The organism is Stagnimonas aquatica (assembly GCF_003730135.1).
Classification (GTDB): Bacteria; Pseudomonadota; Gammaproteobacteria; order Nevskiales; family Nevskiaceae; genus Stagnimonas; species Stagnimonas aquatica.
Genome location: NZ_RJVO01000009.1, coordinates 58,466 through 82,561 on the forward strand (window position 1 = coordinate 58,466; position 24,096 = coordinate 82,561).

Below are 24,096 nucleotides of genomic sequence, written 5' to 3' on the forward strand. Positions count from 1 at the left end.
ACACAAGCCCAAGACACTCCGACATGCCGGCGAAAGCCGGCATCCAGTACCAGCAGGTTCAACGCCTTATCAGGGCCTGGATTCCGGCTTTCGCCGGAATGACGACTTGCGCAGGGTATTCCTAGCTGCGGCGGGCGGCGGCGCTGAGCTGCTCCAGACTCGCCGCCCAGGTCTGCACCCACTCCGGCAGCGCCGGCGAGGCCTGCACGGTCTGGCCGGTGGCGGCCAGCAGCCGCTGCGGCGCCACCGCGCCCTGCTTGCGGCTCCAGAACATGCCGCGGATCACCACCACGCCGGCCAGCTCACCACGGGCGTTGAGGATGCGGTGCTCCATGAACGCCCACTTCTCGCCCCAGCCGAGCATGCGGCTCTCGACGCTGAAGCGCTCGAACAGGGTGAGCTGCTTGATGAAGCGGCCGGTGGCGTCGCCGATGATCGGCATCCAGCCGTTCTTCAGCGCCGCCTTCAGGCAGCCGGTGCGGGTGAACCAGTCCATGCGGCCGAGATCGGCGAAGGTGAACACCCGGCCGTTGTTCACATGGCGGTTGAGATCGAGGTCATTGGGCATCACCCGCGAGTGCACGACGGTGGAATCCAGAATGCCGGCGGTCTTGCCGCGCGACTGGAAGAACAGCACCAGAAACAGACGAATGAACAGGCTCATGGAAGGACTCGGGGGCTATGGGAAATCGGGTTTTCGGCCGGAGAGGGCCGACCCCTCCGTCGCCTGCGGCGCCACCTCCCCTGCGCAGCAGGGGAGGCGAAACAGGGTCGCCTCCAGCGTCTGCCTCCCCTGCTAGCAGGGGAGGTGGCCCGCAGGGCCGGAAGGGTGCGGCTAGTGCGCACCGCCAGCCGCAGCACCGAGCATCTGCGGCTTGTCGGCAAACGGCAGCAGCAGCACCGCCAGGGCGCAGAGCAGGGACATCACCAGCATCACGTCGTTGAAGCTCATGATCGCCGCCTGCTGCTGCACCAGACCGGCGATGCGGCCGAGCGTGGCGGCGCCGGCATCGCCGCCCAGTTCCGGCCGCAGCAGCGCGCTGCCGTTGCTGAGCGCTTCCTGCACCGGCGCGCGGGCGTCGTTGATGGAGGCGGACAGGTGCGCGTAGTGGAACCAACTGCGCTCGTGCAGGCCGGTGTTGATCAGCGCCAGGCCGATGGCGCCGCCAAGATTGCGCATGAGATTGAACAGGCCGGAGCCGTTCTTCACCTGGTCTGGTGACAGGGTGCCCATCGCCAGGCCGGTCATGGTGATCATGCAGAACATGAAGCCGTGGCCGCGCATCACCTGCGGCCAGAAGAACTGCCAGAAGCCGGAGTCGGCAGTGAGATGGGCGTTGAGGTAGGTGCCGGCGGCGACCATCGACAGGCCGTAGGCGAGCAGCAGGCGCAGGTCCAGCTTGGTGGCGAGACGGCCCACCAGCGGCGCGCTGGAGAACATCGCCACGCCCATCACCATCATGGTCTGGCCGATCTGCAGGCTGTTGTAGCCGCGCACGCCGCCGAGGAAGGTCGGCACCAGATAGACCATGCCGAAGATCATCACGCCGACCACGAAAGCAGCGATCGAACCGAACACGAAGTTGCGGTTCTTGTAGGTACGCAGCTCGACGATGGGATGCTCGGCGCTGAACGCACGCCAGAAGAACAGCGCCGCGCCGGCCAGCATCACCCAGAACATGCGCCAGACCAGCTCGTCCTCGAACCAGTCATGACGCGGACCTTCGTCGAGCACGAACTCCAGACTGCCGAGGAACAGCGCCATGCCCAGCAAGCCCCAGAGGTCGATCTTGCGCAGCAGCGACCAGTCGGGCTTGTCGAAGCGCACGTACTGCCAGACGACGATGGACAGCAGGGTGCCGGGGATGATGTTGATGAAGAACAGCCAGTGCCAGGAGAACGCGGCGGTGAGATAGCCGCCCAGGGTCGGCCCCAGCGCCGGCGCGGTGGTCATCACCAGACCGACCAGCACGGTCGGCAACTGCCGCTTCTCGGGCGGGAACAGGAGGAAGATCGCGCCCAGGGTGGTCGGGATCATGCCGCCGCCGAGAAAGCCCTGCAGCACGCGGAACACGATCATGCTCTCGATGTTCCAGGCAAAGGCGCAGAGCAGGCTGGCGAGCGTGAAACCGATGGCGCTGATGACGAAGTAGATGCGCGTGGACATCATCCGCGACAGATAGCCCGACAGCGGAATCGCGATGACCTCGGCGATCAGGTAGCTGGTCTGCACCCAGGTCAGCTCGTCGGCGCTGGCCGAGAGGCCGGCCTGGATCTCCTTCAGCGAGCTGGCGACGATCTGGATGTCGAGGATCGCCATGAAGTTGCCGAACATCATGGCGATGAAGCCGAACCAGGCGCGGCGGTAGGCGGCCTTGCGCTCTTCCTCGCTGAGGAGCTGTCCGTCGTCGTTCATGGCGCCGCTCCGCGAACCACCTAGCCCTGCGGCTTGGTATTGATCTCGGCTTCCACGCTCATGCCCGAGCGCAGCTTGTCGGCCAGTGCGGCCGGCACTTCCAGCGTCACCTTCACCGGCACGCGCTGGACGATCTTGGTGAAGTTGCCGGTGGCGTTGTCAGCAGGCAGCAGCGCGAATTCAGCACCCGAGGCCGGCGCGACGCTCTCCACCCGGCCCTGGATCTCGGTATCGGGGAAGGCATCGACGTGCACCAGCACCGGCTGGCCGACGACGACATGGGTGAGCTGGGTTTCCTTGAAATTGGCTTCCACCCAGACCGGGCCGGCGGCGACCAGCGACAGCAGGCGCAGGCCCGGGCTGACCCGCTCGCCGAGCTTGGCGGCGAGATTGCCGACCAGGCCATCGCCGGGCGCGCGCAACACCGTGGCTTCGAGATCCAGCGCGGATAACTGCTCGGCGGCCTTGGCCGCCTGCAACTGCGCTTCCAGGCGCGCCCGCTCGGCTTCCAGCGTGCCGACCTGGGTGCGCGCCGCCTTCAGCGCGGCGCTGCCACGGGTGACCGTTGCCTGGGCGGACTGGTAGCCGGCGCTGGCGGTATCGAGCCGCGCCTGGGTGGCGACGCCGTCCTTCACCAGCGAGCTGGCGCGCTCGTAGTCCTTGCGCACCCGCACACGGTCGGCCTCGGCGGCGTTCAGGCTGGCGCGCGCCTCGTCGATCATCGCCACCTGCATCTCCTGCTGACGGCTGTTGGCGAGGAGTGCCGCCTCGGCCTGGGCGACCTGTGCCTGGGCGTTGGCGAGCCGCGCCTGGTAGTCGCGCGGGTCGATGCGCACCAGCACCTCGCCCTTCTTCACCAACTGGTTCTCGCGTACCGCCACTTCGACGATCTCGCCGGCGACGCGCGGGGTGATCACCGCGATGTCGGCGCGCACATAGGCGTTGTCGGTGGACTCCAGCCAGCGGCCGGTCTGCCACCAGTGCAGCCCGAAGGCGACGGCGCCCACGGCCAGGGCACCCAGTACAACCGTGCGGACGATCTTGTTGGCAGCCATCGCGTGCTTCCTTGTTGTTACTGCGGGTTTGTCGACCTTGCGTGCCCGATCCCGGCCGGCTTGCGGCAGCGGGTGGTGATTGGTACTGTAACGAACAGTACAGTTCACTTCAAGCGCGATGCCCAAGCCCGTCAACAGCACCGCAAGCCCCGCCGCCAGCGTCCGCCGCAAGGCGGAAGCGGCCGCGTCGGCGCCGCGCACCAATGCGCGCGGCGAGCGGCGTCGCGAGGCCATGCTCAGCGCCGCGCAGGCGGTATTCCTGGAGCACGGCTACGCCGGCGCCTCGCTGGAGGCAGTGATCCAGCGGGTCGGCGGCAGCAAGGCCAGCCTGTACAGCTACTTCGGCAGCAAGGAAGGCCTGTTCGAGCAGATGGTGGTCAATGGCTGCGAGCGCTTCCTGCGCAATGTCGCGATCCCTACGAGCATCGAAGGCGACCTGGAAAGCACGCTGCGCGCCTTCGGCCTGCGCTTCTTCAAGCTGTTCACCGATCCCAACGGCGTGCGCCTGATGCGCGCGATCATCGCCGAGGCCACCCGCTTCCCGGCACTAGCCCAGCAGTTCTATGACAACGGCCCGAAGCGCGCCCGCCAGCAGCTCGCCGCCTTCTTCGCGCACTGCCACGCCGGCGGCCACATGCACGCGCCGGACCCGGACTTCGCCGCCATCCAGTTCATCACGCTGATGAAGGGCCATTGCCAGTTCCGCAGCCTGTTCGGCCTCTCGCCGCTGGCGCTGACGATCACGCCTCATGCTTTCGTCGAACAGGCCGTGCGCCTGTTCCTGTACGGCTGCCAGCCGCCCGCGACACCCAACAAGAAACCGGCCCGGAGCCGCTCATGACGCCAAATCTGACCCGCCTCGCCGCGCTTGCCCTGTTCGCCGCCTGCGCACCGGCGCAGGCCCTGAGCCTGCGCGCCGCCGCCACCGCCGCTCTGCACCACGACCCGCGCTTCGACCAGAGCGAGGCCGAGATCGAGGCCGCCCGCGCCGGCGAGACCGTGGCGCGCGCCGGCAGCAGCCTGAGCCTGGGCTTCGCCGCCGATGTCGGTCGCTCCGACTTCGAGACCGATGCGCCCTTCCCGGCCTCCGGCGTGCGCACGCCGAGCAGCTTCTCGCTCGCCGCCAGCCAGCCGCTGTACACCGGCGGCCGCACGGCGGCGCTGGAAGACTCCGCCCGCCGCGCGGTGGAAGCGGCGCTGGAGAAGCGTCGCGATGTCGGCGGCAAGCTGATCCTCGCCACCCTCACCGCCTATCTCGACGTGAAGCGCGACCGCGAGACCCTACGTCTGTCCACGGTCAACCGCGAGACGCTGACGCAGGCGCGCGGCGACGTCGATAAGCGCTACCAGGCCGGCGAGGCGACCCGCACCGATCTGGCCCTCGCCGAGGCGCGGCTCGCCGAGGCGGCGGCCAATGTCGAACGCAGCCAGGCGCAATTGCGTGCTTCCGAGATCGCACTCACCCGCCTGCTCGGCACGCTGCCGGCCGATCTCGACGCGCCCTGGCCGGAGTTCATCGCCACCGCCACCAGCCGCGAGGAAGCCATCAGCCAGTCGCACACCGCGCCGGGCGTGCTGTCGGCGCAGCACAGCAGCCGCGCCGCGCAGGGACAGATCCGCGCCGCCGCCGCCGAGCGCCTGCCCAAGCTCTCGCTCGACGCCCGCGCCGGCACCCAGGACGACAGCGACTTCGGCTACGACCGCCTCTCCACCTGGGCGGTGCAGTTGAAGCTGCAAGTGCCCATCCTCACCGGCGGCCTGGTCAATGCCCGCGTGCGCGAGGCCAGCGCCAAGGCCAGCAGCGCCCAGTACGCCGCTGCCGACACCGAGGCCTATTACGCCGAAACCGCCGCCCGCGAATGGGAGCTGCTGCGCGCCTCCGGCCCGGTGATCGCCGCCTACCAGTCGCAGGTGCGCGCCGCCGAGCTGGCGCTGGACGGTGTCGGCAAGGAGCTGAAGGTGGGCAGCCGCACCACGCTGGATCTGCTCGACGCCGAGCGCGACCTGCTCAGCGCCCAGGTCAATCTGGTCGGCGCCCAGCGCGACCGCGCGGTCACCGCCTTCCGCCTGCTGGCCGCCTGCGGCAAGCTGGAACTGGAAAACGTGCCCGACTGAAGCCGCCCGGCCGACGAAACTTGGCCGCTAGCGCTATTGACCGCCGGCCCCGAGCGGGGTGGACTATGCGCCGCCCGAGCCCGCCACCCGAAGGTGGGCCTACCCTTTCATCCCTTTGCCGGAAGCCTCCGCATGATCCCGTTCTCGCTCAAGGTGCTGGTCTACAAGATCTTCCAGTTCCTGCTGAAGTGGTCCACCAAGCTGCTGACCTTCCGCACCCCGGAGCTGTTCAGCGGTCCCGGCTCCTCGCTACAGCTCTGCGAGCACATCGCAAAAACCGGGGTGAAGAGCCTGCTGATCGTCACCGACGCGATGCTGGTGAAGATCGGCCTGCTCAAGCCGATGGAGGAAAAGCTGCGCCAGCTCGGGATCCAGTACGTGGTCTACGACGGCGTGCTGCCCAACCCGACCATCGAACAGATTGAAACCGGCCTCGCGATGCTGAAGAAGGAAGGCTGCACGGCCATCCTCGCCATCGGCGGCGGCAGCTCCATCGACGCCGCCAAGGTGATCGCCGCGCGCGCCAGGAACCCGCACAAGATCGTGCACATGGCCGGCCTGATGCGGGTGCTGTTCAAGCCCATGCCGCTGTACGCGGTGCCGACCACCGCCGGCACCGGCTCGGAAGTGACCATCGCGGCGGTGGTGAGCGATCCGTCCACCACCCGCAAGTTCGCGATCATGGACCCCAAGCTGGTGCCGATCGGCGCCTGCCTGGACGGCGCGCTGATGACCGGCCTGCCGGCACCGATCACCGCCGCCACCGGCATGGATGCGCTGACCCACGCGGTCGAGGCCTACATCTCCCGCAACCACACCCCGGCCACCGACGCCGAAGCGCTGGAAGCCACCCGGCTGATCATGCAGAACCTGCCGGAGGCGGTGCACAACGGCAGCAATGTCGAGGCGCGTCAGAACATGGCGCTGGCCTCGTTCAAGGCCGGCGTGGCCTTCACCACCGCCGGCGTCGGCTACGTGCACGCCATCGCCCACAACTTCGGCGCCTACTACCACCTGCCGCACGGGCTGGCCAACGCCATCGTGCTGCCGCGCGTGCTGGACTTCTCCAAGCCCGACTGCACGCCGCGCCTGGCCAAGCTGGCCGAGGTCAGCGGCCTGAAGCAGGGCGGCGAGAGCGAGGTGCAACTGGCCGACAAGTTCATCGCCCATGTGCGCAAGCTCAACGCCGACTTCGGCATTCCGACCCAGGTCGACAAGCTCAAGGCCAGCGACATCCCGGCGATCACCGATAAGGCCCTGGCCGAAGCGCACTGGACCTACGCGGTGCCGCGCTACATGGACAAGCCGGAGTGCGAAAACTTCCTGCGCGGCATGCTGCCTGCCGCTGCCTGAGCACGAGCCGATGCTGAGCGTCTACGGCATCAAGAACTGCGACACCGTGCAGCGCGCGCTGACGCGCCTGCGCGAGGCCGGCATCGAGCATCGCTTCCATGACTTCAAGCTCGAGGGCCTGAGTGCAGCGACCGCCCAGCACTGGATCGACGCTCTTGGCCTGGACACCGTGGTCAACCGCAAGGGCACCACTTGGCGCAAGCTAGACACCGCCACCCAGGCCGGACTCACCGCCGCCAATGCCGCCACGCTGCTGGCGAAGGAGCCTTCGCTGGTTAAGCGGCCGGTATTCGAGCGCGATGGAAAGCCGCTCTCCATCGGCTTCCCGAAAGGCGAGGAAGAGGCCGTACTCGCGCAGCTGGCCTAAAGCGCTAACCGCGCTTCCAGCTCACCTCGCCCGCCTCGCCGCGCGCCAGCACGCGGCAGCAGACGAACAGCAGGTCGGACAGGCGATTGGCGTAGTGCAGGCCGTGGAGGTTGACCGGCTCTTGCGCATTCAAAACCCACAGCGCCCGCTCGACACGGCGCGCGACCGCGCGCGCCAGATGCGCCCGGGCCGCCGCTTCGCCACCACCCGGCAACACGAACTCCTTCAGCGGCGGCAGGCTTTCGTTGAGGTCGCTGAGGCATTGATCCAGGCGCAGCACATGCGCTTCGGTGATCAGCTGGGCTGGCGGCATGGATAGCTCGCCGCCGAGGTTGAACAGCTCGTGCTGACAGGGCGCCAGTGCCGCGCGCACGGGCTCCGGCAGCTCGACCGCCAGCAGCAGGCCCAGGCAGCAGTTCAGCTCGTCGACATGGCCCATGGCATCGACGCGGGCATGGGTCTTGGCGATGCGCTCGCCGGTGGCGAGGCCGGTTTCGCCGGCATCGCCGGTGCGGGTGACGATCTTGGAGAGGCGGTGGCCCATGTCGGTGGTCGATCTCGGAATTCGGAGTGGGCGATGACCTGGTCCAGGCCATCGCCCACCGCTTGTACCGCCCTGAACCGCGATCCGCAATCTGCGATTGCGGCTACCAGGTCCAGCGCAGGGTGCCGTAGGTGGCAAGGCCCGACTGCTGATAGCCGAACACCGTCACGTAGTCGCGGTCGAGCAGGTTCTCGACCTTGGCGGACAGGCTCCAGCCCTGCGGCAGCTTCAACTCGCCGGTCAGATTCACCAGGGTGTAGCCGCCGTTCTTCACCGGCTGGCTGGGGAAACTGCCGAAGTCGACGTCGTCGCGATCACCCACCGCCTGCACATTGAGCCCCAGACGGTGCTCGCCGATGCGACGGCTCAGATTGGCAGTGAGCGACTTGCTGGCGCGGCGCAGCAGGCGCTCGCCGGTCATCTCGTTCTTGGGGTTTTGCAGCGATCCGTTCAGCCCCAGCGACCAGGCCGCCAGCGCCAGCTGGTAGTCCAGTTCCACACCGCTGATCTTGGCCTTGTCGACGTTGACATAGGTGGTGTTGAAGCTGGCATCGGTGGCGGTACCGATCAGGTCCTTGATCTTGTTCTCGAAGGCATGCAGCGCCAGGGTCTGCGAGCGGCCCAGGCGCGCCTTGATGCTGGCTTCGAGGTTGCGCGACTTTTCCGGGTCGAGATCGGGATTGGCGAAGAAGCTGAAGGCCGGGAACGACAGGAAGCGCTCGGAGGCATTGGGCGCGCGGAAAGCCGTGCCGTAGCCGATGCCGACGGTGAGCGAGGGCAGCAGGTCGTAGGCCAGATCGAGGGCACCGGTGGTGTAGCCGCCGAAGCTGTCGTGGTCGGTATAGCGCAGGGCGCCAAGCGCGCTGAACGCGCCGTGCCGCAGCGCGTCCTGCACGAACAGCGCCTTGCTCAGGGTGGACTCGTTGAAGCGGGCGTCGGAGACGCTGGCCTCGGTGTCTTCATCCTGGTAGCTGAGCCCAGCGGTGAGCCGGTGGGCACCGAGGTCGAGGTCGTTCTGCCAGTCCAGCGCGCGTCGCTCGGTGTGGTAGTAGTCGGGCCGGCTGCCGAAGCCGAGCTGCTGCTCGTCACGGGCATCGCCACCGAGTTGCAGGGCGAGGCTGCTGGTCCAGGCACCCAGCACCGGCCGCGTCCAGGCCAGGCGCGAGGCGCGACGGTTGAAGTCGTAATGGCTGGTGCTGGTGGCGAAGGCGGAGCCGAGATACTCGGTGTTGCCCTCGGCCTGCAGATGACTGACGACAAACCGATTGGCACCGATCTGGGCATCGCCATTGAGGCTCAGCGCCAGGTTCTCGTGCCCTGCCTTGAGGCTGGAGCCGGCGAACGGCGGGTAGCCGTCGCTGTCCTGCTGTTGCAGGCTCAGCGAGAGACCGCCGTCGGCATCGCGGTAGCCGAGCCGGCCGCTGTAGTCGCGGGTCTGGTAACGGCCGGCGCGCGCCGCCAGCTCGCCGTGCAGACCGCTGGCGGACTGGCCACGGGTGATGATGTTGACCACGCCGCCGATGGCATCGGCGCCCCACTGCGCCGAGCGCGGGCCCTTGACGATCTCGATGCGCTCGATGGACTCCAGCGGGATGTCCTCGATGGCGGCGAGGCTGTTGATGCCGTCGTTGAGGCGCACGCCGTCGACCAGCACCAGCGTCTGGTTGCTCTCGGCGCCGCGGATGAACACGGTCAGCGGCGACTGACCGGGACCGCCGCTGCGGATCACGTCGATACCGGCCACCAGGGCCAGGGCGTCGCCCAGGTCGCCGGCTTGCAGCAGGCGCAGCTGCTCGCGGTCGATGACGGTGACGGCGGCATTGACGGCGGACACCGGCGTGGCGGTGCGGGTGGCGGTGACCACCACCGGATCCAGCGCGGTGGGCTCGGCGGCGAGGCTCAGGCTGGGGCTCAACAGCGTCACGGCCAGGGCCGCGTAGGGGTACTGCTTCATGGTGCTCTTCTCCCGGCCTTGCGTCCCCGCAAGGCCCTAGGTGGGTAAGGCGGACCCAGGGAGAACGTGCATCGGCGCGGTCAGCGAGAGCCGACCCCGCCGGCTTCGCCCTCCGCGAATCCGTGCTGGCTCGATGGCCGGTCTCCGGACTCGCAGGCTGAGGGCGCCGGCGATGCCGGACCCTCGTCGGCCTCCGCCTTCCCGACGCGCTGCGCCAGTGGCTCCAAAGGAGGTCGATTCCTGCTTACCGTTGCGGGGGCAGCGCCGGTTTTTCACCGGCTTCCCGTTTAACCCTTCGGGCGATGGGGATCGCACCTCGGGGCACCGTCAAGCGGGCGCACTGTAGGGCTGGCGAGAGGCTGGTGCAAACCCGCAAGTGGACGAGCCGTTTAAGCTAGGCGCCCCGCAAAGCCAGCCTGCCCTTTCACCATGAGCCCGTTTCTCACCGCTGCCCTCGAAGCCGCCCGCGCCGCCGACGCCGTGGTGCGCGCCCATTACCGCAAGAACTTCGAGGTGCGCATCAAGGCCGACGCCTCGCCGGTGACCGAGGTGGACGAGGCCGCCGAAGCGGCGGTGAAGGCGGTGCTGCTCAAGCACTTCCCCGGCCACGGCTTCTTTGGCGAGGAGAGCGGCAAGGACAACGCCAGCGCCGAATATCTCTGGCTGGTCGACCCCATCGACGGCACCAAGGCCTTCGTGCGCGGCTACCCGATGTTCTCCACCCAGATCGCGCTGATGCACCGGGGCGAGCTGATCCTGGGCGTCTCCAGCGCGCCCTGCTGGAACGGCGGCGCCGGCGAGACCTGCTACGCAGAGCGCGGCGAGGGCGCCTATCTGCTCGGCGCGCAGGGCCCTGAGCCACTGCGCGTCAGCGACATCGCCACGCTGCCGAAGGCGACGCTGTCGCTGGGCAATCTCGCCACGCTCGCCGCCTCGCCGAGCTGGGCGCGGCTGGGCGCGGTGATTCCGCAGCTGCACCGCATCCGCGGCTACGCCGACTTCCTGCACTACCACCTGCTGGCCTCGGGCCGCATCGACGCGGTGGTGGAAACCAACGTCAACATCCTCGACATCGCCGCCCTGGTGGTGATCGTGCGCGAGGCCGGCGGGGTGTTCACCGAGCTGGACGGCGGGCCGATCAGCCTCGCCACCACCAGCGTGCTGGCCAGCAATGGCGCCTTGCAGGAAACCCTGCGCACGGCGCTGGCCTACACGCCGGCCTAGAGCATTTTTGAGTCAAGCCCATACAAACTGTTGTCCTACCGGCGAAAGCCGGTATCCAGTACTTCAAACCGGGAAAACCTTGCTGGTACTGGATTCCGGCTTTCGCCGCTATGACGGTATTTGATGTCTACACTTAAACAAAAACCGCGCTAGTCGGCCGCAACCAACAGAACAAGACCATCTTGGGAGGAGAACCCATGCAGCAGAGCATCGACTACCGCGGCAAGACCGTGTTCGTCGCCGGCGGTACGTCCGGCATCAATCTCGGCATCGCCCACGGCTTTGCCCGTGCCGGCGCCCGGCTGGCGGTGCTGTCGCGCTCACTGGACAAGGTGGACGCTGCTGTCGCCACCCTGCGCGCGCACGGCGGCGAGGTGCGCGGCTATGCCGCCGACGTTCGCGACTACGCGGCGGTGGAAGCCGCGCTCGCCAGCGCGGCGGGCGAGCTGGGCGGCATCGACGTGCTGATCTCCGGCGCCGCCGGCAACTTTCCGGCGCCGGCGCTGGGCATGTCGGCCAACGGCTTCAAGACCGTGATCGACATTGATCTCCTGGGCACCTACCACGTGCTGCGCGCCGCCTACGCGCATCTCAACAAGCCCGGCGCCAGCATCGTCAACATCTCCGCGCCGCAGTCCTACAACGCCATGCAGTTGCAGATGCACGTCTGCGCCGCCAAGGCCGGCGTCGATATGGTGACCCGGGTCGCCGCCATCGAATGGGGCGCGGCCGGGGTGCGGGTGAACTCGGTGGTACCCGGCCCGATCGCCGGTACTGAAGGCATGCGCCGCCTGGCGCCGACCCCGGAAATGGAGAAGGTGGTGGCCGACAGCGTGCCGATGCGGCAGTTCGGCACGGTGGACGACATCGCCAACTGCTGTCTCTGGCTGGGCTCGCCCCTGGCGCGCTACGTGACCGGCGCGGTGATTCCGGTGGACGGTGGCTGGAGCCTGGGTGGCACCAGCATCACCTCCGGGGCGATGCCGCAGGCCACTGGCGGCGGCCACTGAGCCCGCTGGCGGCGCGCTAGAGCGGAATCACTTCGGCGGCCTGCGGCCCTTTGGCGCTCTCGACCAGGCTGAAGCTCACCGCCTGACCCTCGCGCAGAGTGCGAAAACCCTCGCCCTGGATCTGCCGGAAGTGCACGAAGACATCGTCTTCGCCCTCGCTGCGGCGGATGAAGCCGAACCCCTTGGCGTTGTCGAACCATTTCACGGTTCCGGTAACGCGTGACGACATGCAGCGATCCCCTGACGGCCCCCGGCCGGTTTGCAGGCAGGCGGCGCGCCTGCCAGGGTCCCGACGCTCTCCCGGGCCGGGTTTCCCTGCGGCTAATTTAGTGGGCCGGCGCCGGCTTTGGGAATCCCGGCGGGCGCGGCGCCGAGCGCTCAGGTCTCGGGGGCGCTAGCGGCGTCGGCCGGCGGGATCACGCCGTCGGTACGCCAGCAGCCGGGGCAAGCCGGATCGGCGACCCGGCGGAGCAGGAACACGAAGCGGTAAATCCGGCCGGATCGGCTGGTCACGTCCACCGGTACCCGGGCCTGCCCGCCCTGTTCGATGGCGGCCAGCACCAGCGCCTCCCGGTGATTGATGAGCGCACCGTAGGGGCCGCTGCGCAGCAGCCGCGCAAAGCGCGGCAGCGGGCCGGTCTGGCGCTGGTTCTCCGGCGAGGCGAAGCGGAACACGGTGGCGAAGCCGGCTTCCGGCTCGGGCGCGTCAACCTCGCGCAGGGCGGCGAGCTGCAGGCTGACCACCGTGCGCGGACTCTGGCCCGGCTCCGGTTGCGTAACCACTGCGGGTGCGCGCAGCCAGGCATAGGCCAGCAGGCCGCCGCCGAGCAGCGGCAAGAGCCACAAGACGGCGGGTTTGAGCGGGGACGGCATGGCTGGCGGACTTCCGAACCGGATGGGCTTTCGTATCATGCGCCCAGCCTCGTCCCTGGAGTTGCCCATGCGCCTGCGTCCCCTGACCACTGCCCTCGTCACCGGCCTGCTGCTGGTGGCCTGCGCAACCTCGCCGCTGGGGCGCCGGCAGCTGATGCTGGTCTCGCAGTCGGAAGTCACCGAGATGGGCATCGCCTCCTACCGCGACATGCAGAAGAAGACGCCGGCGACCAAGGACCCGAAGCTCAGCGGCTACGTGAACTGCGTGGCGCGCAAGGTCACCGCCGAGATCCCCGGCAACCAGCAGTGGGAGGTGACGGTGTTCGACTCCAAGGACATCAACGCCTTCGCCCTGCCCGGCGGCAAGATCGGTGTCTACACCGGCCTGCTGAAGGCGGCGACCAATCAGGATCAATTGGCGGCGGTGATCGGCCACGAAGTGGCGCACGTGCTGGCCAATCATTCCGCCGAGCGCATGTCCGACCAGATGGCGGCCGGCTTCGGCGCGCAGGTGGCGAGCATCGCCACCGGCTACGACCCGCAGTTGTTCCAGATGGCCGGCAATGTGTTCTTCATCCTGCCGTTCTCGCGCACCCACGAGTCCGAGGCCGACCTGCTGGGCCTGGACCTGATGGCCAAGGCCGGTTTCGATCCGCGCCAGTCGATCCCGCTCTGGCAGAACATGGCGCGCCTGGGTGGCGACAAGCCGGCGGAGTTCATGTCCACGCACCCTTCCGACGAAACCCGCATCCGCCAGCTCTCGGAGCGCCTGAACGTGTCGATGCCGATCTACGAGCAGGCGCGCGCTGCCGGCAAGAATCCGCAGTGCGCGCCCTGAAGCCGACCCGCTAGACCCGCGCCGGCTCAGGCCGGCAGCGGCAGGCCCTGGGGCCAGGTGTCGGCCAGCTCGGAGAGTTCCGGCGCGCTGAAGTGGCAGGCGGCGTGGTGGTCGAGACCGTCGCCGGTGCGGCGCAGGGTCGGGGTCACGCGGCCGCAGTAGTCGTCGGCGATCGGACAGCGGCTGCGGTAGACGCAGCCCAGTTGCGGCAACGACAGGTCGGGCGCCTCGCCCTCGCCGGCTTCGCCCTTGGCCGGCGCCGACAAGCCGCCTTCGCCGGGGATCGCCCGGATCAGCGCCTGGGTATAGGGATGCACCGGCCGCGCGAACAGCGGTTCACGCGCGCCCTGCTCCATCACCCGGCCGGCGTACATCACCAGCAGTCGGCTACAGAGCTGCCGCACCACCGCGAGATCGTGGGCGATGAACAGGATGGCGAGCTGGCGCTCGCGCTGCAGCTCGGCCAGCAGATTGATGACCTGGGCCTGCACCGAAACATCCAGCGCCGACACCGGCTCGTCGCAGATCAGGAGCTTGGGCTCCACCACCAGGGCGCGTGCCAGGCCGACCCGCTGACACTGGCCGCCGGACAGCTCCTTGGGCCGGCGCACACCATCGCCGGCGTCGAGACCGACCCGTTCCAGGATCGCCGCCACCCGCCGTGCGCGTTCGCTGGCGTCCAGCTCCGGGCGCAGGGCGATCAGCGGCTGCTCGATGCTCTTGGCGACGCTGTGGCGGGGATTGAGGCTGGCCAGCGGATCCTGAAACACCATCTGGATGTCACGGCGCAGCGGCCGCCAGTCCTTCTTGCCGAGCTTGGCGAGATCGCGTCCGAGGAAGTGCACGGCACCACCGCTGATCGGCTCCAGGCCGGCCAGGGCGCGCGCCAGGCTGGACTTGCCGCAGCCGGACTCGCCGACCACGCCCAGGGTTTCGCCCGGCTCCAGATTGAAGTTGATGCCGTCCACCGCCCGCAGCTGGCGCTTGGCCTGCCAGGGTAGCCAGCGCCGAAGCGGATACTGGACGGACAGACGGCGGACGGTGAGCAGAGGCGGCGCGGACATGCGCGCATTTTCGCACAGCGGCCGCCGAGGGCCGCCATGCCGGCCTCAGGTTTCGCCCCCGCAACCATCGACGGAGGCGATGCCGCGCCTCACTCGAGCAGCGAGCGCAGCATCCAGGCGGTCTTCTCGTGCACCTGCAGCCGCTGGGTCAGCAGGTCGGCGGTCGGCTCGTCGCTGGCCTTGTCGGCAATCGGAAACACCGAGCGCGCGGTCTTGGCGCAGGCCTCATGGGCCTCGACCAGCAGACGCACCATGGTCATCGCCTCCGGCACGCCCTCGGTTTCCTTGATCGAGGACAGCTTGGCGTACTGGCTGTAGGTCCCCGGCGCCGGGAAGCCGAGCGCGCGGATGCGCTCGGCCACCAGGTCCACCGCCAACGCCGACTCGTTGTAGTGGGTCTCGAACATCAGATGCAGGGTGTTGAACATCGGCCCGGTGACGTTCCAGTGGAAGTTGTGGGTCTTCAGATACAGCGTGTACTCGTCGGCCAGCAGGCGCGACAGGCCGTGGGCAATGGCCTTGCGACTGTCGGCGTCGATGCCGATGTCGATCTTTGGGGTCTTGGCCGGGGTCTTGGCCTTGTCTTTCTTGCTCATCGTCAGCACTCCGTCGGAACTCTGGAAAACCCTACCGGGCCGGACTGAACCGGGACTGAGAACATGGTACTCAACGGCTCGCCCTTACGGCCTTCCAGCCATCGGCTTCAGCCCCCGCCCGGTCGTCACGCGGGCGAAGGTCGCAGCCGAGTTTGACGCGCCCGCGCTAGCGCCAGACCCGCACGTAGTCGACCAGGGTGGTGGCCGGCAGCATGCCGGACCCCCCGTAGGCATTGGCCCCGGTACCGAGCGCCTGGGTCAGCGCGATGATGTAGCGCTTGTCGAAGGCCGGATCGTTGGAGGTATTGACCAGGCAGGACTGGCCGTTGACCAGCACCTCCAGCCGGTTCGCGGTCCACTCCAGCGTGTAGGTGTTCCACTCGCCACGGGAGGCCAGGCAGTTCCAGGCCGTGTTCACGCCCGGCTGCGGACCCAGCAGGTCGGCGGAGTAGTGGAAGAACGGGATGGCCAGCTGCGGGTGCTGCGAGTAGGTCTCGACGATGTCGATCTCGCCCGACAGCGGCCAGGTGGCGGTGCTGTGATAACGCACGTCGGGCCACAGCCAGAACGCTTCCTGGAGCCCCGGCGCGCTCGCCGAAGGCACCTTGATGCGCGCCTCGAACCGACCGTACTGCTGCGAGAACAGTGCGAAGGTCGAGACCTGTCCGGCGGCATACGGAGAGCCGGCGCGATTGCTGGGACAGCCGGCCACCGGCTGCGGCATCTTCTTCACCGAGAGCTGGAGGTAACCATCGGAGACGCTGACAACCGCCGGGTCGTCGATGTAGCAGGCGTAGACACTGTCGCTGCCGTTGACGAAGTTGGTCTGCGGAACCCACTTGCCGCGATCCAGGCTGCCGCCTGCGAAGTTGTCGAAGAAGGTGCAGATCCAGGCGGTGCCGTCGGACTTCAGCACCGGTGCGCCGCAGCCCACCGGATCAACCGGAATCGGGTCCGGTGGCGGAGGCGGCGGCGGGGGTGTTGGCGTCGAGGCCGGCGGCCCCATCAGCTTGAGGTTGCAGAGCAGTTCGTTGACCAGGTTCGGCTTCCAGTCGGCGCAGGTGGGCGTTGCCGCCCTGGCCTCCACCGACGCCAATACCGTCAGGGCCGGGATCAGTGCCGCAGCCGCGATTCGAGTCGCCATGTGCCTTCTCCTCCATGAGTCGGACGGACCGAGGATAGGCGCTTCGGATACCGCTGTCTGTAACCGTTCGCCGGGCCACAGTGGGGCCGGCGGCACCGCCGATCAGTGACCGATCACGCCGGTCACTGGCCTCAGGCGGCGCTCAGCTTGGTCTTGCGGTAGTAGGTGAAGATGTCGTTCAAGTTGCGCTTGGGCTTCCAGCCGAAGGTCTCGTTGAACAGGCGGCCGTCGAGGATCACCGGGTACTTGAAATAGTTGATCAGGTAGGGCGGGAAGAACGCGCCCCAGTTGAGCAGGCTGGACATGAACCTCGGCACCACCGGCGGAATGCCCGGGATCGGCAGCTTCTTGCAGCCGCACTCCTCCACGGCCCGCTGGTAGGGGATGTAGTCGTCGGGCGCGACGTTGTAGATGCCCGGCTTGTTCTGCTCGAAGGCCAGCACCAGGGCGTCGGCCATGTCGTCGACATGCAGGAACTGCATCATCGGCGAGAAGCCCAGCAGCACCGGCGTGAAGGTGTGCGAGAGCAGGAGGCTCATGGAATTGCGCACGCCCGGCCCCAGCACATTGCAGGGCCGCAGGATGGTGATGTGCAGCTCCGGGTGCTTCCACAGATAGATGTTGGCCAGGCTCTCCAGCTCCACCGAATCGACCAGGTCCATGGTCACCTCGCTGGCCTTGAGCGGGTGGCTCTCGTCGAGCAGGGCCGGGTTGTAGGCGGAAGCGCCGTAGACGTAGTAGGTGGAGTGGATCAGCACCTGGCCGACGCCGTACTTCTTGCACAGCTCGAACAGCTTCTTGGCGCCCAGCACATTGGCGTTGTAGCGGCGGTCGCGCGAGGACTCGTGGGCGAAGATGCGGCCGATGTGCAGCACCGCGTCGATCTTGTGGTTGAGGAAGATGTCCTCGAAGCCACGCTTCTCCATCTCCACCTTGTAGCTGGGGATGCCGGCGTCGGTCTCGACCTTGCGGCGAAAGTCCACCGCCACCACGTTGTAGCGGCCGTGCAGGCGGGCGATCACCCGCTTGGCCAGGGCGCCGGCGGCGCCGGTGACCAGGACGGTTTTCTTGTTTGCCGCTCCGCTGGCTGCTGCTTTCTTCTCGACGGCCATGCCGCGTTCTCCTGTCATTTTTTTACGCCGCGCCGCTCAGTAGATGCTGGTGCGTTCCTGCAATCCCTTGTTGATCAGCCTTTGGATTTCGGCCTTGACCTGCTCGACCCGGGTAGTGACCTCTTCCTCGGTACGAACCGGCGAGAAGTGCATCGGTTCCCCGAAATTGAGAATCACCTTGGCGGGCAGCGGGAACGGCGCCGGTACCACCGGCACGTAGGGCACGCCCAGCAGCTTGGCCAGGGGCGCCAGGTTGGCGATGGCCGGCATGGTTTCCTCGCAGCCGACCACGCCGCAGGGGATGATCGGCGTGCGCTGGTTCATCGCCAGGTGCATGAAGCCGTTGCCGAAGCGTTGCAGCTTGTAGCGGTCGCGATAGAGCTTGCCGGAGCCGCGCACACCTTCGGGGAAAACGATGATCGCCTCTTCCGACTCCAGCATCTTCACGCAGTTGACCGGATCGCCGATCACCCCGCCCCAGGAGTTCAGCAGGTTGCCCAGCCAGGGCACGGTGGGGAAGAAGCGCTCGATCATTGCCCGCGCGGCGCGCGGGCCGTTGGGATTGGTGGCGGCGGCGATACCGATCAGCACCCCGTCCATCGGCAGCTGGCCGGAGTGGTTGGGGATGATCAGCACCCGGCCATTCTTCGGGATGTGCTCCAGGCCATGCACCTGCACCCGGAAGTAGTGGTCGTAGAGCAGCTTGAAGGCGGCGAGGCCGACCTTGAAGGAGTCTTCGTTGTAGCCCCAGGCGTCAAAGCCGAAGCTGCCCACCGGCTTCGGGATCTTCGCCACCAGGGCCTCGATCTCGGGCGTCACCAGGCGCCGCAACACCTCTTCCTTGGCACTGAAATTTTTCAGCAGGCTGAGGACTTCTTGAATCTGCATTTCTTATAGGCGGCCGTTGCGGACCGTTCTCCCCTCGTCGAACCACCGGAAACGATTATTGAGTTGCTACCTGAACAAGGCAATAACAGGTTTTTGCAATTCGCGTTGACCGGCCAGCCCACCACCTCAGTCCTGGCCGGTCTCCGGGGATGGCCTCTGCTGCTGGCGCTGCGCCTGCCACAGCCGTGCGTAGGCGCCACCCAGAGCCAGCAGTTGCTCGTGGTGACCGCGCTCGACCACCCGCCCCTGATCGAGCACCACGATCTGGTCGGCGTGCACCACGGTCGACAGCCGGTGGGCGATCACCAGCACGGTGCGCTGCGCCGCCGCCTCGCGCAGGGCGGCGAGGATGGCGCGCTCGGCGACCGTGTCCAGCGAGGAGGTGGCCTCGTCGAAGATCAGCACCGGCGGGTTCTTGAGCAGCACGCGGGCAATCGCCACCCGCTGCTTCTCGCCGCCGGAAAGCTTCAGGCCACGCTCGCCCACCGGGGTATCCAGCCCCTGCGGCAGGCGGGCGACAAACTCGGCCAGGTGCGCCTGTCGCACCGCCTCGGCCACCGCCTCGCGGCTGGCCTCGGGGCAGCCGTAGCGCAGGTTCTCCAGCAGGCTGTCGTTGAACAGCACCACGTCCTGCGGCACCACGCCCAGGGCCGTGCGCAGTGTTTCCAGCGGCAGCCGGCGCAGATCGACCCCGCCGAGCAGCACCCGCCCCTGCTGCGGGTCGTAGAAGCGGAACAGCAGGCGCGCCAGGGTGGACTTGCCAGCACCGCTGGCGCCCACCACCGCAACGGTATGGCCGGCGGGGATCTCGAAGTCGGTGCCGCGCAGGATCTCGCGCTCTGGCCGGTAGCCGAAATGCACCTGCTCGAAGCGCACCGCCAGCGGTCCTGCCGGCAGCGCCAGCGACTGCTCGGGATCGACGATCTTCGGCACCAGTGCCTGCAAGCGGAAGAGCTTGCCCATGTCGGTGAGCGCGCGGCGGATCTCCCGGTAGACGAAGCCCAGCACGTTGAGCGGCAGGAACAGCTGGGTCATGAAGGCGTTCACCGCCACGAAATCGCCCAGGCTCATCTGCCCCTGGCCGACCCGCAGCGCCGCCAGGCTGGTCATGGCGGTCAGGCCGGCGGCGATGATGAGCGCCTGACCGGCATTGAGCAGGGCCAGGGTGCCACGGCTCTTGCCGGCGGCGCGCTCGTAGCTGGCCAAGGCGCCGTCGTAGCGCTGCGACTCCAGGCGCTCGGCACCGAAGTACTTCACGGTCTCGAAGTTGAGCAGGCTGTCGAGCGCGCGGGCATTGGCCTGGCTGTCGCGCTCGTTGGCCTCGCGCACATAGCGGGTGCGCCAGTCGGTGACCCGCACCGACCACAGCACGTAGGCGACCACCGCCACCAGGGCGATCAGGGCGAAGCCGATCTCGTAGACCTTCCAGAGCACCGCCATCACCAGCGCCAGTTCCAGCAGCGTCGGCAGGATGGTGAACAGCGCGAAGCGCAGCAGAAAGCCGATGCCCTCGACGCCGCGCTCGATGTCGCGCGCCAGGGCGCCGCTGCGGCGCGACAGGTGGAATTCCAGATCCAGCCGGTGCAGGTGCTCGAACACCTGCAGGCCGGCACGGCGCATCGCACGCTCGGAAACGCGGCCGAACACCACGTCGCGCAGCTCACCGAACAGCACGTTGACGAAGCGCAGCGCGCCGTAGCCGAGCAGCAGCGCCAGCGGTAGGGCCAGAGCGGCGCCGCGACTGGCGTCGAGGGCATCGACCAGATGCTTGAGCACCAACGGCAGCCCCACCGCCGCCAGCTTGGCGGCGATCAGCATCAGCGCCGCGAAGCCGACATGCACGGGAAAGGCGCGCAGCGCCGGCAGCAGCGAGCGCAATGCCTCCGCCAGCGGCACTGGCGGCTCGGCGTCGGCGGGCGTTTTGGGAGCCGGTTCGACCGGCGGCAGGGGCTTCATGGCGGCAGACGGGCGGCGCGCCCGGAACAGCGCGTCAAGCCAGGGTTGGGTCGCCTAGGCCGCCTTCAAGGGCGCGCCCGCCGCCCGGCGGGGCGCGGGCGGTCGGCAGCCCGGGGAGTTCAGGCGGCCTTTTTCAGCGGTGCGCCGGCCGCAGCCAGGCGCTGGAAGACCTGCTTCAGGCTGGGCTGGGCCGGCGCCGTGGCGGTACCGGGGGTATTGCTGGCGGCTGTCGTCTGGCTCATCGCAGGCTCCTCTTGGAGTCTCGAATATATTCCCAATAAAAACATCGCACAAGAGATAAAACTTAAAGTGACTTGGGAATTGCACATCCGGGCCAGCCGGCGGCGCGCCGCAGACCGGGGCGATTTCAGGCGTCGGGAGGGGTTGCGACGGCCGCTTCAGCGGTTTTCTTCGAGGACGATCTTCCAGCTGCCGTCGTTCTGCAGCTTCCAGTACTGCTGCTTGCGCGAGCTGACCGCGTAGTTGTCGCTGTTGTAGTCCTGGATGAACTGCGCCATCACCAGGTTTTCCTCGCCCGGGTAGCGGAACAGCTCCAGGTCGCGCAGCTTGACGTCGATGCGCTTCTTGGCGGCATTGACCCGGCGCTTGTGCGCGGCAAAGGCGCTGCGGTCCATGCCGTCGGTGCTGAAATTGGTGGCGTAGTAGCCGAGGTAGGCCTCGGTATCGCGCGCCGACCAGTGGCTGCGCCAGCCCTCGATCAGCTTCAGCAAAGGCTCGCGCTGCGCGCTCAGCTTGGCCGGCTCCTGCCAGTCGAGCTTGTCGGCCAGGATCACCGGCGTCTGACCGGCCTGGAGATAGGGCTTGAGCGCGACCAGATCGTCGTTGGCCATGGTCACGCAACCCTCGCTGGAGCGGGGGGCGCGGGAATAGGTATCGCGCGGCACGCCGTGCAGCCAGATGCCGGAGCCGGAGCGGCCGAGCTTCTGGTCCCAGCGGTTGGGATAGCTGAGCGGGAAGGCGCCGGACCCGTACATCTCCGGCAGCCCCTGGTCGTTGAGAAAGCCGGTGACGGTGTAGATGCCGATCGGCGTGCGCAGGTCGCCCTTGCTGACCTTGCCGGCGCCATTGCGGCCCATGGCGGCGTAGTGCTCGCGCAGCACCCGCAGCTCGCTGCCGAGGTTTTCCAGCAGGTAGAGACGGGCGTTGGAGAGATCCACCACCACCAGATACTTCTGCGCCTTGGCGACCTGTAGCACCAGGCTGGGCAGGGTGCCGGCCTGCTTGACCGGCGGCGACAGCCGCAGCTGCGCCTCTTCCAGCAAGTCTTTGAGCTGGCCGTCGGCCTTGCCGACCATGGTGCTCTGGGAGCCGGCGCGCACCGCCAGCAGCTCGCTGTAGATCAGCTGCGCCAGGCGGAAGTTGGGCTCCTGCTTGACCAGCTTCTCGATCTGCTGGAAGCCCTCGTTGTTGCGACCGGCGCGCAACTGGTCCACCGCCGTCTTCAGCTGCTGCTCAGGGGTGAAGCTCGCCTGCGCGAGCACAGGCAAGAGGAGGCTTGCCAGGGCGAACGCTGGCCGGGTGAAGAACCGCATCGGAAATCGAGACCTGCTGCCGGCAAACACCCGGCGCTTAGCGGATGTATTCGCGGACGATCTTCCAGCCGGCTTCGGTGGCGCGCAGCTCCAGGGTCTTGTTGACCTGGTCGGAGAAGCTGTCGGACTGATAGTCCTGCACGAAGTTGACGCGCACGCGGTCGGCGCCGATGCGGCTGATCTCGGGGTTCAACGCCCGCACCGCGATGCGGCTGGGGCGGGCGATGCGCTCGCGGCGCTGCTGCTCCCAGTTGGCGCGGGTGAGGCCGCCTTCGGGTGCGAAATCCGGCGCGTAAAGGGCGAGGTAGCCGTCGACATTCTTCGAGGACCAGGCCTTGGCCCAGGCGGTCAGGCTGGCATTGATGGCGACGGCGTCGACGCCCGGGTCCGCCGTGGCCGCCGCAGCCGGGGTCGCGGCCGGCGCGGGCACCGCAGTGCCGGCAGCGGGCTTGGCAGCGGGCGCTGCGGGCGCAGGCGCCGTGCCGACCAGGCCGGTGTCGAGCTGGTTGACCAGGTTGAGCTTGTAGCGAACGGTCTGGTTGCTCTGATCGAGCATCAGCGCGCGGTTGTAGGCGGCGCCGGCCAGGGCGGCATAGATGTCGCCCAGATTCTCGTGCGCGGTGGCGTAGGCCGGGTGGGTGGCGAGCGCGGCTTCCAGCGCGTCGCGGGCCTTCTCGTAGTCGCCCTGCTGGGCGTAGAGCACGGCCAGATTGTTGTAGGGCTCGGGCAGCTGCGGATAGTCGCGGGTGAGGTCGGCGAAGGCCTTGAGCGCCTCTTCGGTCTTGTTCAGCTTGACCAGCACCAGGCCGCGGGTGAAGCGGCCTTCGGCGTCCTGCGGCGAGCTGGCGAGGTGCCGGTCGAGGGTCTTCAGCGCGCCCTGCAGATCACCACCGTTGAGCTGGGCCTGGGCCTGCTCGACCGGCGTCGCGGCGGTGGCCAGCGGCGCGAAGGCGGCGGCGGCGGCAAGGAAAGCGAGGCGGGATAGGGTGCGGTTCACGCCGAAAACCTCAGGTGTACGGGCCTTTTGTTAGGCCGGAACTATAAGCCATTTACCCGGCCGGAGGCGTCTCCGCGTCCGCCCGGGCGTAAATGTCCGGCTCGCCGGCCGGCACATGCTTGAAACGCCGATGCACCCAGAAATATTCAGCCGGCGCGTGGGCGCGGATGCCGGCTTCCAGCACCGCGTTGACCCGCGCCGCGTCGGCGGTTTCGTCGGGGCCGGGAAAGTCCGCCAGCGCCGGCTCGATCACCACCTTCCAGCGGCCGCCGCCCAGATAGGCCGGAAAGTAGGGCACCACCGCTGCCCGCCCCATCTGCGCCAGCTTGCTGGTGGCGACGATGGTGGCGACCTTCTTGCCGAAGAAAGGCACGTAGACGCTGATGCGGGTATCCAGGGTCTGGTCCGGCGCGTACCAGACCGAAGCACCACCACGCAGGGCCTTGACCAGGGTGCGCAGCTCGTCGCGCGGCAGCGCCGGCAGCCGCGAGCGACGCTCGCGCCAGCGGTGCATGAAGTAGTCCATCAGTCCGTTTTCGTAGGGCCGGTACATGGCGTGGAAATCGACCCCGGCCAGGCACAGGAAGCGCGCGCCCAGCTCCAGGGTGGTGAAGTGGCCGGTGAGCAGCAGCGCGCCCTGCTTCTTCGCCTGCACGGCGCGCAGATGCTCGACGCCTTCCACCGTGCCCAGGCCGCGCAGGCGGGCGTCGGAACTCCACCAGGCCAGCGCCGCCTCGAACAGGCCACGGCCGAGTGCCGCGAAATGGGCATCGACCATCGCCTCACGCTGCGCCGCGTTCTGCGCGGGGAAAGCCACCGCCAGGTTGGCGCGGACGATGCGCCGGCGCGAGCCGAGCATCCGCCCCAGGCGCCGGCCCAGGGCCTCGCCAAACGCCAGTTGCCAGGTGATCGGCAACAGGTGCAGCAGGCGCATCAGACCCAGGCCCAGCCAGACCGGCCAGTAGCGGGGGCCAAGGAAGGAGGCGCGGAACGGTGGAGCGTGCATCGGCGGCGGCGGTCGGCCCAGGCTGGCGGGC

The 24,096-nt window shown here is 68.1% G+C and carries 24 protein-coding genes and 1 riboswitch; of the genes, 7 read left to right on the top strand and 17 right to left on the bottom strand.

What is annotated here, in order from left to right; all coding sequences use genetic code 11:
• Nucleotides 1-121 precede the first annotated feature (121 nt).
• The 3 genes from ED208_RS15590 to ED208_RS15600 form a co-directional block, all read right to left on the bottom strand.
• Nucleotides 122-664, bottom strand: a complete 543-nt coding sequence (locus ED208_RS15590; protein WP_123212853.1) for a thioesterase family protein — start codon at nucleotides 662-664, stop codon at nucleotides 122-124.
• 171 nt (nucleotides 665-835) lie between these two features.
• Nucleotides 836-2,416 carry a DHA2 family efflux MFS transporter permease subunit gene (locus tag ED208_RS15595; protein ID WP_123212854.1) on the bottom strand — a complete coding sequence of 527 codons (1,581 nt, stop codon included), beginning with the start codon at nucleotides 2,414-2,416 and terminating at the stop codon, nucleotides 836-838.
• A 20-nt stretch (nucleotides 2,417-2,436) separates the two neighbouring features.
• Nucleotides 2,437-3,471 carry an HlyD family secretion protein gene (locus ED208_RS15600; RefSeq protein ID WP_158608589.1) on the bottom strand — a complete coding sequence of 345 codons (1,035 nt, stop codon included), beginning with the start codon at nucleotides 3,469-3,471 and terminating at the stop codon, nucleotides 2,437-2,439.
• A 118-nt stretch (nucleotides 3,472-3,589) separates the two neighbouring features.
• Between ED208_RS15600 and ED208_RS15605 the strand changes: the two genes are divergently transcribed.
• The 4 genes from ED208_RS15605 (at nucleotide 3,590) to ED208_RS15620 (ending at nucleotide 7,306) form a co-directional block, all read left to right on the top strand.
• Nucleotides 3,590-4,312: a TetR/AcrR family transcriptional regulator gene (locus ED208_RS15605; RefSeq protein WP_148044778.1), complete on the top strand. Its 723-nt coding sequence runs from the start codon at nucleotides 3,590-3,592 to the stop codon at nucleotides 4,310-4,312.
• On the top strand, nucleotides 4,309-5,586 hold the full coding sequence (locus ED208_RS15610) for a TolC family outer membrane protein (protein WP_123212856.1): 1,278 nt from the start codon (nucleotides 4,309-4,311) through the stop codon (nucleotides 5,584-5,586). The genes ED208_RS15605 and ED208_RS15610 overlap by 4 nt, the downstream gene beginning before the upstream one ends.
• A 132-nt stretch (nucleotides 5,587-5,718) precedes the next feature.
• Nucleotides 5,719-6,939, top strand: a complete 1,221-nt coding sequence (locus ED208_RS15615) for an iron-containing alcohol dehydrogenase (protein ID WP_123212857.1) — start codon at nucleotides 5,719-5,721, stop codon at nucleotides 6,937-6,939.
• Between the two features lie 10 nt (nucleotides 6,940-6,949).
• Nucleotides 6,950-7,306, top strand: a complete 357-nt coding sequence (locus tag ED208_RS15620) for a Spx/MgsR family RNA polymerase-binding regulatory protein (RefSeq protein ID WP_123212858.1) — start codon at nucleotides 6,950-6,952, stop codon at nucleotides 7,304-7,306.
• Nucleotides 7,307-7,310: 4 nt separating this feature from the next.
• Here ED208_RS15620 and ED208_RS15625 read toward each other — a convergent pair whose 3' ends face one another.
• Nucleotides 7,311-7,850 (bottom strand): cob(I)yrinic acid a,c-diamide adenosyltransferase, encoded by a 540-nt coding sequence (locus ED208_RS15625; protein ID WP_123212859.1) that lies wholly within the window; start codon nucleotides 7,848-7,850, stop codon nucleotides 7,311-7,313.
• Nucleotides 7,851-7,953: 103 nt separating this feature from the next.
• Nucleotides 7,954-9,804 (bottom strand): TonB-dependent receptor domain-containing protein, encoded by a 1,851-nt coding sequence (locus ED208_RS15630; RefSeq protein WP_123212860.1) that lies wholly within the window; start codon nucleotides 9,802-9,804, stop codon nucleotides 7,954-7,956.
• Nucleotides 9,805-9,922: 118 nt separating this feature from the next.
• Nucleotides 9,923-10,148, bottom strand: a riboswitch (cobalamin riboswitch).
• 85 nt (nucleotides 10,149-10,233) lie between these two features.
• Here ED208_RS15630 and ED208_RS15635 point away from each other — a divergent pair.
• On the top strand, nucleotides 10,234-11,028 hold the full coding sequence (locus tag ED208_RS15635) for an inositol monophosphatase family protein (RefSeq protein WP_123212861.1): 795 nt from the start codon (nucleotides 10,234-10,236) through the stop codon (nucleotides 11,026-11,028).
• A 197-nt stretch (nucleotides 11,029-11,225) separates the two neighbouring features.
• Entirely contained in the window at nucleotides 11,226-12,038 is an 813-nt protein-coding gene (locus tag ED208_RS15640; RefSeq protein ID WP_123212862.1) for an SDR family oxidoreductase, read from the top strand.
• A gap of 16 nt (nucleotides 12,039-12,054) precedes the next feature.
• Here ED208_RS15640 and ED208_RS15645 read toward each other — a convergent pair whose 3' ends face one another.
• Nucleotides 12,055-12,267 (bottom strand): cold-shock protein, encoded by a 213-nt coding sequence (locus ED208_RS15645; RefSeq protein WP_123212863.1) that lies wholly within the window; start codon nucleotides 12,265-12,267, stop codon nucleotides 12,055-12,057.
• Between the two features lie 149 nt (nucleotides 12,268-12,416).
• Nucleotides 12,417-12,911 (bottom strand): DUF4864 domain-containing protein, encoded by a 495-nt coding sequence (locus tag ED208_RS15650; protein ID WP_123212864.1) that lies wholly within the window; start codon nucleotides 12,909-12,911, stop codon nucleotides 12,417-12,419.
• A 67-nt stretch (nucleotides 12,912-12,978) separates the two neighbouring features.
• Between ED208_RS15650 and ED208_RS15655 the strand changes: the two genes are divergently transcribed.
• Nucleotides 12,979-13,749 carry a M48 family metallopeptidase gene (locus ED208_RS15655; RefSeq protein ID WP_123212865.1) on the top strand — a complete coding sequence of 257 codons (771 nt, stop codon included), beginning with the start codon at nucleotides 12,979-12,981 and terminating at the stop codon, nucleotides 13,747-13,749.
• 26 nt (nucleotides 13,750-13,775) lie between these two features.
• On the opposite strand, the gene ED208_RS15660 is transcribed toward ED208_RS15655, so the two are convergent.
• From ED208_RS15660 to lpxL, 10 genes are all read right to left on the bottom strand, one after another.
• On the bottom strand, nucleotides 13,776-14,813 hold the full coding sequence (locus ED208_RS15660) for an oligopeptide/dipeptide ABC transporter ATP-binding protein (RefSeq protein ID WP_123212866.1): 1,038 nt from the start codon (nucleotides 14,811-14,813) through the stop codon (nucleotides 13,776-13,778).
• A gap of 89 nt (nucleotides 14,814-14,902) precedes the next feature.
• Nucleotides 14,903-15,409 (bottom strand): Dps family protein, encoded by a 507-nt coding sequence (locus tag ED208_RS15665; RefSeq protein WP_123212867.1) that lies wholly within the window; start codon nucleotides 15,407-15,409, stop codon nucleotides 14,903-14,905.
• A gap of 166 nt (nucleotides 15,410-15,575) precedes the next feature.
• Nucleotides 15,576-16,553, bottom strand: coding sequence for a glycoside hydrolase family 16 protein (locus ED208_RS15670; RefSeq protein ID WP_123212868.1), 978 nt, complete (start codon nucleotides 16,551-16,553; stop codon nucleotides 15,576-15,578).
• Nucleotides 16,554-16,684: 131 nt separating this feature from the next.
• The gene (locus ED208_RS15675; RefSeq protein ID WP_123212869.1) at nucleotides 16,685-17,665 is read right to left on the bottom strand and encodes an NAD-dependent epimerase/dehydratase family protein; all 981 of its coding nucleotides are present in this window, start codon (nucleotides 17,663-17,665) and stop codon (nucleotides 16,685-16,687) included.
• Between the two features lie 36 nt (nucleotides 17,666-17,701).
• Nucleotides 17,702-18,553, bottom strand: a complete 852-nt coding sequence (locus tag ED208_RS15680; RefSeq protein ID WP_123212870.1) for a lysophospholipid acyltransferase family protein — start codon at nucleotides 18,551-18,553, stop codon at nucleotides 17,702-17,704.
• Nucleotides 18,554-18,679: 126 nt separating this feature from the next.
• Nucleotides 18,680-20,509, bottom strand: a complete 1,830-nt coding sequence (locus ED208_RS15685; RefSeq protein WP_199720643.1) for an ABCB family ABC transporter ATP-binding protein/permease — start codon at nucleotides 20,507-20,509, stop codon at nucleotides 18,680-18,682.
• A 119-nt stretch (nucleotides 20,510-20,628) separates the two neighbouring features.
• Nucleotides 20,629-20,751, bottom strand: coding sequence for a hypothetical protein (locus ED208_RS17705; protein WP_267897956.1), 123 nt, complete (start codon nucleotides 20,749-20,751; stop codon nucleotides 20,629-20,631).
• 156 nt (nucleotides 20,752-20,907) lie between these two features.
• Nucleotides 20,908-22,062 carry a L,D-transpeptidase family protein gene (locus tag ED208_RS15690; protein WP_123212871.1) on the bottom strand — a complete coding sequence of 385 codons (1,155 nt, stop codon included), beginning with the start codon at nucleotides 22,060-22,062 and terminating at the stop codon, nucleotides 20,908-20,910.
• A gap of 37 nt (nucleotides 22,063-22,099) precedes the next feature.
• Nucleotides 22,100-23,059: a tetratricopeptide repeat protein gene (locus tag ED208_RS15695; RefSeq protein ID WP_123212872.1), complete on the bottom strand. Its 960-nt coding sequence runs from the start codon at nucleotides 23,057-23,059 to the stop codon at nucleotides 22,100-22,102.
• Between the two features lie 52 nt (nucleotides 23,060-23,111).
• Complete coding sequence (gene lpxL / locus ED208_RS15700) at nucleotides 23,112-24,065, bottom strand: LpxL/LpxP family Kdo(2)-lipid IV(A) lauroyl/palmitoleoyl acyltransferase (RefSeq protein ID WP_123212873.1); 954 nt, start codon at nucleotides 24,063-24,065, stop codon at nucleotides 23,112-23,114.
• Nucleotides 24,066-24,096 lie beyond the last annotated feature (31 nt).

Bases quoted from the DNA above. Each gene is read 5' to 3' on its own strand.
- ED208_RS15590 (WP_123212853.1), bottom strand. From the start codon at position 664: ATGAGCCTGTTCATTCGTCTGTTTCTGGTGCTGTTCTTCCAGTCGCGC.
- ED208_RS15595 (WP_123212854.1), bottom strand. From the start codon at position 2,416: ATGAACGACGACGGACAGCTCCTCAGCGAGGAAGAGCGCAAGGCCGCC.
- ED208_RS15600 (WP_158608589.1), bottom strand. From the start codon at position 3,471: ATGGCTGCCAACAAGATCGTCCGCACGGTTGTACTGGGTGCCCTGGCC.
- ED208_RS15605 (WP_148044778.1), top strand. From the start codon at position 3,590: ATGCCCAAGCCCGTCAACAGCACCGCAAGCCCCGCCGCCAGCGTCCGC.
- ED208_RS15610 (WP_123212856.1), top strand. From the start codon at position 4,309: ATGACGCCAAATCTGACCCGCCTCGCCGCGCTTGCCCTGTTCGCCGCC.
- ED208_RS15615 (WP_123212857.1), top strand. From the start codon at position 5,719: ATGATCCCGTTCTCGCTCAAGGTGCTGGTCTACAAGATCTTCCAGTTC.
- ED208_RS15620 (WP_123212858.1), top strand. From the start codon at position 6,950: ATGCTGAGCGTCTACGGCATCAAGAACTGCGACACCGTGCAGCGCGCG.
- ED208_RS15625 (WP_123212859.1), bottom strand. From the start codon at position 7,850: ATGGGCCACCGCCTCTCCAAGATCGTCACCCGCACCGGCGATGCCGGC.
- ED208_RS15630 (WP_123212860.1), bottom strand. From the start codon at position 9,804: ATGAAGCAGTACCCCTACGCGGCCCTGGCCGTGACGCTGTTGAGCCCC.
- ED208_RS15635 (WP_123212861.1), top strand. From the start codon at position 10,234: ATGAGCCCGTTTCTCACCGCTGCCCTCGAAGCCGCCCGCGCCGCCGAC.
- ED208_RS15640 (WP_123212862.1), top strand. From the start codon at position 11,226: ATGCAGCAGAGCATCGACTACCGCGGCAAGACCGTGTTCGTCGCCGGC.
- ED208_RS15645 (WP_123212863.1), bottom strand. From the start codon at position 12,267: ATGTCGTCACGCGTTACCGGAACCGTGAAATGGTTCGACAACGCCAAG.
- ED208_RS15650 (WP_123212864.1), bottom strand. From the start codon at position 12,911: ATGCCGTCCCCGCTCAAACCCGCCGTCTTGTGGCTCTTGCCGCTGCTC.
- ED208_RS15655 (WP_123212865.1), top strand. From the start codon at position 12,979: ATGCGCCTGCGTCCCCTGACCACTGCCCTCGTCACCGGCCTGCTGCTG.
- ED208_RS15660 (WP_123212866.1), bottom strand. From the start codon at position 14,813: ATGTCCGCGCCGCCTCTGCTCACCGTCCGCCGTCTGTCCGTCCAGTAT.
- ED208_RS15665 (WP_123212867.1), bottom strand. From the start codon at position 15,409: ATGAGCAAGAAAGACAAGGCCAAGACCCCGGCCAAGACCCCAAAGATC.
- ED208_RS15670 (WP_123212868.1), bottom strand. From the start codon at position 16,553: ATGGCGACTCGAATCGCGGCTGCGGCACTGATCCCGGCCCTGACGGTA.
- ED208_RS15675 (WP_123212869.1), bottom strand. From the start codon at position 17,665: ATGGCCGTCGAGAAGAAAGCAGCAGCCAGCGGAGCGGCAAACAAGAAA.
- ED208_RS15680 (WP_123212870.1), bottom strand. From the start codon at position 18,553: ATGCAGATTCAAGAAGTCCTCAGCCTGCTGAAAAATTTCAGTGCCAAG.
- ED208_RS15685 (WP_199720643.1), bottom strand. From the start codon at position 20,509: ATGAAGCCCCTGCCGCCGGTCGAACCGGCTCCCAAAACGCCCGCCGAC.
- ED208_RS17705 (WP_267897956.1), bottom strand. From the start codon at position 20,751: ATGAGCCAGACGACAGCCGCCAGCAATACCCCCGGTACCGCCACGGCG.
- ED208_RS15690 (WP_123212871.1), bottom strand. From the start codon at position 22,062: ATGCGGTTCTTCACCCGGCCAGCGTTCGCCCTGGCAAGCCTCCTCTTG.
- lpxL (WP_123212873.1), bottom strand. From the start codon at position 24,065: ATGCACGCTCCACCGTTCCGCGCCTCCTTCCTTGGCCCCCGCTACTGG.